The following is a 12,998-nucleotide window of genomic DNA, read 5'->3' on the forward strand; positions in this document are numbered from 1 at the left end:
ACATTTTAAACAACTTTCTTTTAAATTAAAAGACGTTATTTAGGCTTATTTAAAGTTTTTGAAATATCCTATATAGAAGTTTAAATCATCTTCTTTAGATCATTTATAATAACAAAAGCCTCATCATCTTCAATAAGCCTAAATCTAATCGTAGATTCTGGAGCAAACTGTGCCAGCTTACTTATATCTGGCTCAATAACATTTACAACTCTTGGATAGCCTCCTACAGTCTGGCGATGTCTCATTAGAACTATTGGTCCTCCTGGAGATAGCTGCACAGTACCATCAGAAACAGGTTGAGATATCATTTCAATTTTTTGTGTATCTAAACTTGCTCCTTTTAAAGATAACCCCATTTGGCTAGAGTTTGGTGAAATACTCCAAAGCTCATCAAAAAAGGCATTATCTTTTAAAATAAAATACTCAGGACCTTTTATGACTCTTATGAAATTAGTTTTATAATTATGGTTTATGAAATCACTTAATTCCTCAGGTCTTTTCTTACCAATTAAGCGTTGTAACCCTGATTCAAACTCTATTGCTAAAACAACCGTTCTGAAGCCTTTTTTTGTACCTTTAAACTCTAGGATCTCATCTTTATTAAGCTTACAAATTCGATTGTATGGAATATTTTGAGAAGCAGTCTCTGTTCTGTTATAAGAAGCACCTGATATAACTACAAGTAAATCCTTGTTAGCTTTTATCTTTGATGGATAAATCATCTCTATAGCCTGAAAACATCGAGGCTTTTCTAATAAGTTATATGCGGTAATAAAGCTTAACTGATCCTGTGCCCCTTTAGGTGATACTCCTTTATCCTGAGATCCAAACTCTCTTAATGAAATAGGGAAAGATAATCCTCCATTAACTGAAAAAAAGTCTACCATAATTAACCTTTTACTTTATTAAGTTCTTTAGCTAGCTCTAAGGCTATCTCACTATCAGAATGTATACATATTGTTTGAGAGTCAAATGCTATTTCCTGACCATTCACATTTATAAAGCCTTTTGCTAGTTCACGATACTGATCAACAGCTTTATCAACCTCTTTAATTTCTGCATTTGGCTGACCTCTTGGTATAAGCATCGGATTATTATTTTTATCTAGCAAATAACCTCTTTCCGCAAAGCTCTCTTTTATTGTTTTTATACCATTTTCCTCAGCATATTTCTTCAAAAGACCAAAAGGGCTAACCAATAGCTCTTGAACATCATTTTTTAAACACCAAGAAGTAAATGTTTTAACTAGCTTTTCATTCACATTAAGTTCATTATATAAAGCACCATGAGGCTTTATTGCTTTGATATGACCATCAAAAAGAGCAAATTGCTCATCAAAAGATTTACATAAGCTTCTATCATCAATCTTGATAACTTTTCTACCAAAATCCTCTTTATCTGGATACGATATATGAGCTGTAACTTTTACATTATTTTTTTTACAAAGATCTACATAATAATCAACACTTTGCTTATCACCAGCATGTCCACCACAAGCAATATTTGCAATATCAATATATTTTACCAATTGATCATCAACAGTATGGGCAACACCTCTTTCACCTAAATCACAATTTATCAAAAGCATATTATATCTCCCTAAAAACTATTTTATCTCCAGGCTTAAGCTTAGAGAAATCATTAAAATCTGATATACCAATAATATTCCACCCACTAGGAGTTTGTTCTGGAAAGATTGTTGTTTGAGCACCTCCGATACCTATAGATCCTGCAGCAATCCTATTTCTAGGAGTCTCTAATCTAGGTAACGACAGGCTTTTATCCAATCCAAGTAAATATGGCAAGTATGGCTTAAAACCAAGCATCGCAATATGGTATTCATTTTGAGTATGTCTTTTTATAACTTCAGCTACTTTGATTCCAAGCTTCTCTGCTGCTAACTCTAAATCTTGTCCATTATACTTAACGTCTATCTTATGGGTTTGTGGCTCTATCTGCTGATCATAGTCAACATGTTGTATCTTATCTAGGATAGAGCTTTTTAGTTCAAGCGGATCACCATAATCAAAATGAAATGCCACAGAGTTATATGATGGTACAATATCATAAATATTAAATTTATCACAAAATTGACGATCAGCTAAAATATCATTATATATTCTAAGAACTTTCAAATTATCACTTAAAGATAGTTGATTACTTAAATTATATACAAAACAATTTTGACCCAAAAAATATCCATCCATAAATATTACCCAATTACCCCACTAGTAAGCTTTTTACAGCCTTCAGGCTCAAGTTTATATAAAGTAATTAATCCAACTATTGCACTTATGCATATCATTCCAACAGCCATATAATCGGAAACATGATCTGCTAGATAAAAACATAAAAATGGTAGAAGTCCTCCATAAATTCCAAAGCCAATATTATATGCTAAAGCAAATCCGGTGTAGCGTATTTGCTTAGGGAAACTCTCTGTGAAAATCACCATAATATTGCCATAGAATAAACCAAAAATAGCAGATATTATTACAAAAAATAAGATCAACAAACTATTATCATATTTATAAAGAGCATACATTGGCAATGGAAGTAATAACATTAGAACTAAGCCTGTAGCCGTTATTGACTTAATATTAAAGAACTTCGTTAATCTAGCTGCTAAAGTACATGACCCAATAAAAACAACTAGGCTTATAGTAGTAAGGATAGCAACATCAACATCTTTGTGACCAAGAACCTGAGTAATAATATTTGGTAATATAGTTATCTGAAAATATGCTACGACTGCTCCAGGAAAACATAATAACATCATAAAAACGATACTTTTCCAATACTTCACAATTAAATGCCATAATTTAACTTGTTGACTTGATGAAACTTCCGATTTGCTATCACCTGTATGTTTAATAAAAAACGACATGACTATAAGGATAATTGCTATAGCAAACAGTATTCTCCACCCACCATGTGACATTAACTCATTAGGAATAAAATATCTAATAATTTGAAAACTAATAATAGCAAATAACATTCCTCCAAAAGCTGTAGCTATAACATTTGCTGTAGCTTTTGCTTTCCCGACTATTGTATCTTCCTCTTCCACAAGAATAACTATTGAACCACTATACTGACCTCCTAAAGCAATTCCTTGAAGTATCCTAAATAGAACCAGTAATATAGGAGCTAAAATACCTATACTTGCATAAGACGGTAATAGCGCAATACCTACTGTTGGAAATCCCATAAAAAATGCAGTCCAAGCAAGAGCTGTTGTTCTTGATTTCTTATCACCAATATATCCAAAAATAATGCCTCCAAAAGGTCTAGCTAAAAAGCCAGCAGCAAAAGCTCCAAAAGCCGCTAAAAAACTAGCAAACGGAGTTGCTAGATTTGGAAAAAAGGCCTCACCAATATACACAGCACAAAATGAATATACTGTAAACTCATACCATTCAGCTGTACTTGCTAAAAGTACTAAAAACTTCTTCATTCTCTAACCAATTATTTAGACTTTATACTTCTATTAAAATATATTTTTTGGCAGAAATACACTTTTAAATATAAATTAGCTAAAGATTGTGAGATTTTATTTAAGAAAAGAAAGATTTAGAAGGTAAAAAAGAAATGAACTATTTTTTTACTTTAATCTTACAACTAAGACATCGATATTGGCTTCCTGTAAGACACTATTTGCAGTTGAACCAAGGAAGAATCTACCTATAGCACCTCTTCTATGACTACCAATCACAATTAAATCGTTCTTACTTTCTTCAGCTTTTTCTAATAAACTATTAGATATTGCTCCTATCATTACAGACTTTTCGCCATTTATACCATTTTTCTTAGCAAATTCTTCTAAAGCTGCTTCAACTTTTGCAGTTTCATAAGTCATCAAAGAAATACTATCATTTGGAATTACAAATGCTGTGTCTAATTTAGCATCATAAAGCTTAGCAACTTCTTTTGCTTTATCTACAACGTCACATGAATCATTTTCAAGGTCAGTCGGTACTAGTAACTTACTATAGCTATGTGCTTTACTTACAGCAGACTCATCTTCACTAACTCTTATAGTTAAAACATCACATTTAGCTTTATGTAAAACTGCATTAGCAACAGAACCCAGCAGTAAATTTAAGCCATGAGTTGCATGAGAACCTAGTACAATCACATCGCACTGACTTTCTTCTGCATATGTAACAATCTCTGCTGCAGGATTACCAACAAGTACTTCATGCTCGACTTTGATACCTGAAATTTTAGCTACTAACTTATCTAGTTCTTCTTTTGCCTCTTTTTCTATTGAATGCTGGAAATCAACTATAGATGGTGCAAATGGAGCAACGCAGTCAATAACTGTGACCACCTTTAAAACTTCAGTATTATTCTTCTTAGCGAAATCAACAGCTGAGTTAATTACAACATCTGCATTTTCATAAACATTTACCGCTAATAGTACTTTTTTATACGCCATGATAAATCTCCGTAACGTGTCTTCCTTTAACTTCATTATAACAAACAAAAATAAAAAAGCATTTAATTACAGCTTAATTTTTATTTTTGTAAATTACCTCAAAATATTTCCATATTTCATTAGGCAATTCACACTCTAACTCAAAGATATATTCAATCATTTTCTTAGGTTCTAAAAGCTCATTAGCACCTATACATTTAGATACTGTACCTAAATAAAAATAATCATCATTTTTATTTGTTCTTGCAAAGACATATCGCATATAAATATCTTTTGTTAAATTATTTTCAAGTACGTCATTTAAACTTTTTCCGACTTTAGAATAGTAAGTAAATGTTGTTGAAGAAATAAATTTATTATCATGCTGTGTAAACTTTTTATTTTCATCAAGAGTCATAAAAAGAAGAGCTTTATCATCAAAAGATCTATATCCAGCTAAGTTGACTCCGCCATTGGTATAATCCTGATTTAACAAATGAGCAATATCCTTTTTTGAATACTTACTATACATTGCTAAACCTTTATGTTTATGCTGATTATACTTTTCTAGATACACTAGCTTATTGTATTCAATCAAATCGCTAAGTTGAGATTCCAATAAATCACTTCCTTTTATTAAATCAGCTATTAGAAATATAATTTTACCCTTACTTATAGATATCAAAGGCTCATAGTCTTGTCTTGCTGCATTTACTGTAAATATATCTAAAGATAGATGTTTTAGAGCATTTTCAAAACTATCGATATCAAAATCATTTAGTTTCCCTCTAAGATCTGACTCAAGTTGAGATATTTCCAACTTATCACAAGCTAGCAAACACTCTAAGATTAATATTTCATATAACCTTTTTGCTGGTGTAAACTCTTTAGAAATAAATTTTAAAACTAAATACTGCCTTCTATCAAGCTCTGCGATATCTTCCTTTAAAGATCTCAATACATCATAATATGTGTCTTTGGCAGATAAGATCACTTCGGGAGATATAAAATTATACTTTTGAAAATCAACTAATGTAGGTATTCCTCCAAGCTCTTTTTTCAATTGCTTATAATCTCTTTTAATATTCTTTAGTTGTGAAAAATTTGTTATCTGAATATTTTTATAAATAATCTCTTTAGCAATATTCGTAAATGTTATTGTACTTTGTCCTGCTATATAGCTATTTGGTGAGACAACAAATTTCTTAAGCTCATCTCTGTCATAGCTATTATTTTGGCTTAATGCCACAGGAATAAGAAAGTTATTATCATAGTTTGCAATAAAATCTAAAACTACAACAAAATGCTTATCTTTATATTTACGTAAACCTCTACCTAACTGCTGAATATACACAATAGCACTTTGTGTTGGACGAAGTAATATGACTTGATTCACACATGGAATATCAATACCTTCGTTAAAAATATCGACAGTGACTATCACTTCTAATTCATTTGATTCAAGCTGACTTATAACATCTGATCGAGATTTTTCAGAATCTTCACTAGTTAAAGCTTTAGCCTTAACTCCTCTTTTAGTTAGTTTAATCGCTAGCTGTTTTGCCTCATTAACATTACTCACAAACATTAATGCACTTCGAAAACTTCCGCTAAACTTATAAATATTCATCTTAGCGATGATATGTTCAACACGACTATCATTAATTAACTTTGAGAAGTCCTTAGTTAAAGATTTTTCTAACTCAATATAAAAATCCTCTATCGCAAAATAATGAAATGGACACAGTAAATCTTCTTCTAAGGCTTGATGTAACCTAATCTCATAAGCAATGTTATAGTTAAATAACTTAAATATATCTGCTTCATCTGTGCGCTCCGGAGTAGCTGTCATTCCAAGTAAAAATTTAGGTCTAAAATAACCAAGTACTCTTTTATAGCTCTTTGCTTCTGCATGATGCACTTCATCAATAACTATATAATCAAATTCACTTTCTGAAAAACTCTCTAAAATTTTTGGATTCTTAAGTGTTTGTATAGTCGCAAATAAGTATTCTGTAGAGTCTTTTTTATCTCCCGTATATAAACCTAGAGTTTTATCTTTAATAACTTTAGCAAAAGTTTCTTTAGCCTTTATTGCTATATTTGTTCTATGAACTATAAAAAGACAACGCTTAGGCTTAACTTTTGCAACATCAAACGCACTTAAAAAAGTTTTACCTGTACCTGTAGCACTTATTATCAAAGCCTTATCTTTATCATCATTTCTTAAAGCATCCAAACTACCTAAAGCTTCGCTTTGGATTTTATTCGGGCTTACTTCATTATTTTGTAGGTGTATATTTTGAATAGGCTGTAAACTTTGTTGTTTATAATACACCTCTCTATACTCATCAATAAAGTCACTAACCCACCTAGCTTGACTAAAGAGTTTATTAAACTCTGATAAAGCTTGTTTGATAATTTCATCATTATGCTTTGCCTCAAAGAGAATATTCCACTCACTATTTACTGTTAGAGCAGATTGAGTTAAATTTGAGCTCCCTAACATTACCTGCCAGCTTTGCTTATTCCTAAAAAAGAATCCTTTAGCATGGAAGTTCTCTTTATCTAAAATTTTAAGTTCTATATTGTTAAACTCAAGAAGAATCTCTAATGCCTTAGGTTCTGTAAAATTTAAGTAACATCCCGTTAAAATCTTACCTCTTATATTATTGGCTTGTAGCTGACGCAAAGATTCTAAGATACACAAAACTCCACTAAGCGTCACAAAAGCAACACTTATTATAAACTCATCACAATTATTTAGCTGATCATTTAGTTCTGTTACGATTTTAGAATGTTTTGAATTTGTAAGAAATCTCTTAGAGTCTTTACTCATATTATATTTGAACAGGAACAGCAGAATTTAAATTTGTACTGCCTGAACTTTTACCCCAACAATAAATACCTTTGTTGTGTTTAGCGATACCACAAACATATGTTTTAGATACACTTAATCTACTAAACTTAACATCTGTTTTAACTTTCTGTGGCTGACTGAAATGACCTCGTTTTCCATTACCAATCTCTCCTTGCTCGCCATCGCCCCAACAATATGCACTGCCTTGTTTGTCTAAAGCACAAGCATATTTACTTTGCCCATATACTTTTTCAAACTTGTTTTTATCACTAAAGCTCATACCTAAAGCATCTGATGCTTGGGCTTGCTGTTGCTCTTCAGGTTGATCAGTATTCTTCTCATTAATACAGTAAATATTATAATTTTTATCCATAAAGCATTTAGAACCACTCTTCGCACTAATACCTTTAGCTTTTTGAAGTTGTTTGTAATGATCTTCTATTTGTTTAGCATTATCATTACCGGAATCAGGTTGAATAATATCATAATGTCCAACCCTAAGCTCGCCAGAAGCATAGTAAGCTATATTTTTATTATATTCATTGTTTCTATTGTATGCTGTAAAGAAACTTTGTGTAAATGTATCAAGAGCGAAAGCACTACTACATAAAAACATCAGAGCTATTATAATTACATTTTTTTTCATAAATAAACTTCTTAATATCATTTTTTAAATTTTAACAGGTACCGTTGAGTCTAGATTCACAGTGCCTTTGTTATTTTTTCCCCAACAATACACCTCATTGGACTTCTTAGTAACTCCACAGGTATATGTCCTTGCCATTATCAGCCTACTAAACTGTATATCTGTTTTTACTTTTTGTGGCTCATTGAAAAGACCTTTTTTTCCATTTCCAACCTCACCGTAGGTACCATCTCCCCAACAGTAAGCATGATCCTTTTCATCTAGTGCACAAGCATAATGTGCTTTTGTATACACTTTTTTAAATTTAACACTCGTGTCTACTTTATGTGGTAGAGAGGCTTTATTTTTTATATCTGGAGTTCCTAGCTGACCTCTTTTATTACTACCCCAGCAGTAAGCCTCATCGCCATCATCTAAGGCACAATTAAAGTCATCACCTTCTCTAACATCTTTAGATTTTTTAAGCTTCTCAAGATGCTTTAACATTTCCTTACTAAGCTTTTTACCGCCATCACTAGTTGTATCTTTCCTAATCTTATAGTCACCACATCGAACCTGTCCTGAAACATCATAGCTACAGTTATAATTCTCTGAATCATCTTTACCAAAACCATCACCATACCTCTGTACCTTCGCATCATCTCGAAAGCTGTTATTTTTAGGTACAAAATTATTAGTTGAATGATTATGATCATCAAAAAAAGATTGGGTAAAGGTAGCAAATGCATTAGTGTACAAAAGCACAACTACTAATAGAACTATAATTTTTTTCATAAATAAAGTTAGTTTCAAAATCTCAAATGTTATTAATTAATGATAAATCAAAAAGCTCACAAGTAAAATTCTATAAAAAGATTTTTTGTTCCCAATAGCGCAAAAAGCTAAAGAATCTCTCTTCTTTTGTATAATTATCTCTATCAACATAAGGTTTTGTTATAAGTATTGGATAACAACCTGCGATAAAACATGCTAAAGCCCCTGTCAAAAGCCTGTCATCAACAAGGGCGACTTCTTCTGGTTGGCAGCCTAAAATATTTATAATTTTATTAAGACCATCTGGATAGGGCTTTTTCGCTACACCGGATATAAATCTAACTTTAGGAAAATATTTTTTAAAATATTCAAGTCTTTCTTGAGTAGGTTTATTTGAAAGGATAAATATATTACCTTCATCAAATTTAGTAACAAAACCATCTAGCCACTGCTTAACTTCTCCAAGAATCTCTGGCTTACCATGACTTGCTAGCACTCCATCAAAATCTAATGCTAAATATTTGATTTGCTGTTGATTTAAAAATTCTGGTGTCAAATTGACAACACTCTCTAGGCAATTATTATATTTTAGAGATTTAAGCATTTTTTTATGCTTAAACATTTGTTTAATAGTATACAAAGATCGACTAAGCATTTTCTTTCAAACCCATATCTTTTTTTAAATCTAAAGCCCTTTGGTAAATATCATTTTTTTTAAGCCCTAATAACTTTGATGTTAGTTTAACAGCTTTTTTCAAAGGTAACTCATCCAGTAATGCTTCAAGCAATAAATCTTTATCAATTTTTGAAGATTCAGATTTATCAAAACCACTACAATCAATAACAACAACAAATTCACCTTTTAACTTCTCTGGAGAATCCCTAAAAAATTCCATTATTTGTGCAGGTTTACCATTAATGAAAGTCTCAAACTGTTTTGTTAACTCTTTTGCAACAGCAATATCCACATCTGGTAATATACTATCTAAATCCTCTAATAAATACTCTATCCTATGCACTGACTCATAAAGTATAACTGTTGTACTAAGCTTCTTAAGTTCTTTAATCTGCTCTTGTCTTTTTGCTTTTTTTGCAGCCAAAAAGCCTTTAAACATAAAACTATCTGATGGCAAACCTGCTGCAGATAAAGCAGCTGTTACAGCACTAGCTCCAGGAACAGGGACTATTTTATAATTATCATTTCGCAAGTTTGCAACTATTTTATATCCAGGATCAGATATTAGTGGGGTTCCTGCATCACTAACTAAAGCAACCTTCTTTCCATCATCTAAAAACTGCTTTACCTGTTGTACCCTGGACTCCTCATTGAAGTCATGGCACGATACTAATTGTTGCTCATTTCTTATATTAAGACTCATCAAGAGCTTAGCTGTTACACGAGTATCTTCTGCCAAGATAACATCAGCTTCTTTTAATACATCCATAGCTCGAAGAGTTATATCTCCAAGATTTCCTATTGGTGTCGCAACTACATAAAGAATTGAGTTATCCACAACTACTCACCTAACATCTCCACTAAATTTGTAACATCTCCTGCACCTTGTACTAAGATAACAGTATCCTCATTAACGATCAGCTTTAAGATGCTCACAACACTGTTAAAATCATCTACTAAAGTGCAGTTAGTGAGCTTTTTAGCGATATCTTTACTTTCTGCTCCTAAAATAACTTCTTCACCGGCTGTATACGTTGGTAATAATATTAACTGATCTGACAAGCAAAGAGCTTGTTGCCAATCTTTAAATAAATCTCTATTTCGAGTATATCTGTGTGGTTGAAACACGTGAATAACCTTTTTATTTGGAAATCTATCTCTAACTGCTGATAAACAATTAGTAACCTCTACAGGATGATGTCCATAATCATCAATTACTCGTACTTTATGCCCTGAAATATTTTTTGTATACAAATCAAACCTTCTTGCTACACCTTCAACATTTAGTAACGCTTGCTTTATATCTTCATACTTAAAACCAAAACCTAAACAACAAAGAATACATGCTGTAGCATTCTGCACATTATATCTACCTGGCAATTGAATAGAAAAATCTAAATCTATCCCCTTATAGCTAATTTTAAAGTAAGTGTATTTATCAGTTACATAATAATCTTTTATGAGAATATCTGCTTCTTCTGAGAAACCATATAGAACTATATTTTTATCTAGTAAGGCTCCTTTTTCTAACAGATCGTTACAGCCTCTATCATCTGCACATAGATAGATATCTTGAATAGTTTCTTTCGATATAAACTGCAAAAAGTTATCTAAGAGATTTTCATAACTATTTTGGTAAGTTGTCATATGATCAAGATCAATATTTGTAATTACTGCACTTTGTGGATTTAAATGTAAAAAAGAGGCGTCACTCTCATCAGCCTCAATTACCAACTTATCTATACCATTAATTTGAATATTAGAATCAGAATATTTAACAACCCCTCCAACGACAAAGCTACTCTTTTCATCTAGATGACATAATAAAGTTGCTAAAATGCTTGATGTTGTTGTTTTACCATGAGTTCCAGTTATAGCAATACTATAGCTAAAATCTTTCATAAGAATTGCTAGAAACATTGCTCTTTGTAGGCACTCTATACCAAGAGCTCTCGCTTTTTGTAAAAAACTATTATCGGATGATATCGCACTTGAATAAACAACCATATCATAGTTATCCAAAGGAATATTATCTAGCGAGGTATATATTTTAACCCCAAGAGACTCAAGCTTTGATGTTAGCTTATTCGGCTTATAATCATATCCTACAACAGTTGCTCCGAGATTTCTAGCTGCAGTTGCAAGCGCAGAAACTCCAATACCACCAACACCAAGAAATAATATTTTTTTATCCAAATTCGATTTACAGCAAACGCTAATATTTTATATACTTAATATAATACCATACAGACTCTATTAGTCACAGCTTTCGCCAGTATTTAAATACCGCCTTGCTTAGCTCCTGTAACATACCTTCACCATCAGCAGCATAAATACTATTATCCTGACACCACCTTGTAAAAATAGTCCCTCCATCTGCATACATAAGATCATATGCAAATGCTCCTTTGGAAAAGTTGGCTGCTTTTAACGGTAGCGCCTCATTATAAATACTTGATGATGTCGAGTTAATAACAACATCATAACTACCCGAAATGCTACTAAAATCTTCAACTTTTATAGTAAAGTCTGCACTAAATAAATCAGCAATAGCTTCGGCTTTTTGCTTAGTCCTGTTTGTAATAGTCAACGAACCTGGAGACTCTTTTATTATTGCAGCCACAACAGCTTTTGCAGCACCTCCAGCGCCAACTACAAGAATCTTCTTACTTTCAATCTCAATTTTATAGTTATTTTTAATATCATTAACTATTCCTAAACCATCATAATTTAGAGCAATCATTTTACGCTCAGGCGTAAAAATAACATTGCTCGCAGCCCCAACAGCTTTTGCGGTAGTGTCTGAATCATCAGATAGCTCAAAAACTTTTTCTTTATGTGGAACTGTTACACTTAGACCTTTAATTTGAGAATTATTCTTGAACTCTTTAATTTTGTTTTCTAAATCTTCCGGGTTAACTTCTATAGCGGTAAAAATCATATCTTGATTATACTTTCTAGCTAACTCCATCTGAATTTTTGGTGACAGGCTATGCTTTACAGGATATCCAATAACATGATACAGATCTGACATCAGCAATTTCTCTACAATTTTATAATTACTGAGAATTATATCATGCTAAAAAACACGATTAACTTGAATAGAGCAAAAAAAATAAATATCATTAGGCACATAAAAATTAAGAAACTTAAATATAAACTATGAAGAAAATAGTAATAACATTAGGATTAAGTGTGTTTTTATCTACTGGATTTAGCCTACAAGTATCTAGTGGCTCAACTCAAAAAATTAGCTCTGGCTCTAGTATTAAAAAAGCTCCTACTGCTATGAATGCAATGCCCATAAACGTAACTACTGAGCAAGCAAAACAAAATCAAAATAAAATACAAATAGATCAACCTAAGCAAAAAGAACAGGTAGTTGGCTCTAGCTCTTCAACTTGGACTCCAGCATACCTAAAAGTTAAAAAGTTCAAAAAGTGTCTTAGCACCCAAGAATATAGAGGTTGGAAAGGTTATTGTTTACCAAGTAAACAACCTAAAAAATGCCCTAGTGAATCTTGGAGCGAACTAAATAAAATGAATTTAATCCCTTGTTCCAAATAATTACATCAACAAATAACATTTGACTAATTCTTGTCTTTTCTATAGAATACCGAAACTATTTCTGTGATTTATATAA

The 12,998-nt window shown here is 31.8% G+C and carries 13 protein-coding genes; 1 reads left to right on the forward strand and 12 read right to left on the reverse strand.

Going from position 1 to position 12,998, the window contains the following annotated elements:
• Positions 1-80 precede the first annotated feature (80 nt).
• The 12 genes from F3D62_RS05490 to F3D62_RS05545 all read right to left on the reverse strand — a co-directional run bounded on the left by F3D62_RS05490 (position 81) and on the right by F3D62_RS05545 (position 12,389).
• Positions 81-887, reverse strand: coding sequence for a hydrolase (locus tag F3D62_RS05490; RefSeq protein WP_150467242.1), 807 nt, complete (start codon positions 885-887; stop codon positions 81-83).
• A 2-nt stretch (positions 888-889) separates the two neighbouring features.
• Positions 890-1,588, reverse strand: coding sequence for a 5-oxoprolinase subunit PxpA (locus tag F3D62_RS05495; RefSeq protein WP_150467243.1), 699 nt, complete (start codon positions 1,586-1,588; stop codon positions 890-892).
• A 1-nt stretch (position 1,589) separates the two neighbouring features.
• On the reverse strand, positions 1,590-2,207 hold the full coding sequence (locus F3D62_RS05500) for a 5-oxoprolinase subunit B family protein (RefSeq protein WP_150467244.1): 618 nt from the start codon (positions 2,205-2,207) through the stop codon (positions 1,590-1,592).
• 5 nt (positions 2,208-2,212) lie between these two features.
• A complete protein-coding gene (locus F3D62_RS05505; protein WP_150467245.1) occupies positions 2,213-3,457 on the reverse strand; it encodes an MFS transporter in 1,245 nt (414 codons plus the stop codon).
• 147 nt (positions 3,458-3,604) lie between these two features.
• Entirely contained in the window at positions 3,605-4,441 is an 837-nt protein-coding gene (locus tag F3D62_RS05510; RefSeq protein WP_150467246.1) for a universal stress protein, read from the reverse strand.
• A gap of 73 nt (positions 4,442-4,514) precedes the next feature.
• The gene (locus F3D62_RS05515; protein ID WP_150467247.1) at positions 4,515-7,259 is read right to left on the reverse strand and encodes a DUF3427 domain-containing protein; all 2,745 of its coding nucleotides are present in this window, start codon (positions 7,257-7,259) and stop codon (positions 4,515-4,517) included.
• A 1-nt stretch (position 7,260) separates the two neighbouring features.
• Complete coding sequence (locus F3D62_RS05520) at positions 7,261-7,926, reverse strand: regulator (protein ID WP_150467248.1); 666 nt, start codon at positions 7,924-7,926, stop codon at positions 7,261-7,263.
• A 24-nt stretch (positions 7,927-7,950) separates the two neighbouring features.
• Positions 7,951-8,700, reverse strand: a complete 750-nt coding sequence (locus tag F3D62_RS05525) for an RCC1 domain-containing protein (protein WP_150467249.1) — start codon at positions 8,698-8,700, stop codon at positions 7,951-7,953.
• Positions 8,701-8,770: 70 nt separating this feature from the next.
• A complete protein-coding gene (locus F3D62_RS05530) occupies positions 8,771-9,334 on the reverse strand; it encodes a YqeG family HAD IIIA-type phosphatase (protein WP_150467250.1) in 564 nt (187 codons plus the stop codon).
• Positions 9,327-10,193, reverse strand: coding sequence for a 16S rRNA (cytidine(1402)-2'-O)-methyltransferase (gene rsmI, locus F3D62_RS05535; RefSeq protein ID WP_150467251.1), 867 nt, complete (start codon positions 10,191-10,193; stop codon positions 9,327-9,329). Before rsmI ends, F3D62_RS05530 begins: the two co-directional genes overlap by 8 nt.
• A gap of 2 nt (positions 10,194-10,195) precedes the next feature.
• Positions 10,196-11,551 (reverse strand): UDP-N-acetylmuramate--L-alanine ligase, encoded by a 1,356-nt coding sequence (murC, locus tag F3D62_RS05540; RefSeq protein WP_150467252.1) that lies wholly within the window; start codon positions 11,549-11,551, stop codon positions 10,196-10,198.
• Positions 11,552-11,615: 64 nt separating this feature from the next.
• The gene (locus F3D62_RS05545) at positions 11,616-12,389 is read right to left on the reverse strand and encodes a shikimate dehydrogenase family protein (protein WP_150467253.1); all 774 of its coding nucleotides are present in this window, start codon (positions 12,387-12,389) and stop codon (positions 11,616-11,618) included.
• Positions 12,390-12,517: 128 nt separating this feature from the next.
• Between F3D62_RS05545 and F3D62_RS05550 the strand changes: the two genes are divergently transcribed.
• Positions 12,518-12,922, forward strand: coding sequence for a hypothetical protein (locus F3D62_RS05550; protein WP_150467254.1), 405 nt, complete (start codon positions 12,518-12,520; stop codon positions 12,920-12,922).
• Positions 12,923-12,998: the final 76 nt, after the last annotated feature.

Origin of the sequence: Francisella sp. SYW-9 (assembly GCF_008711465.1) — a bacterium.
Taxonomy (GTDB): Bacteria; Pseudomonadota; Gammaproteobacteria; order Francisellales; family Francisellaceae; genus Francisella.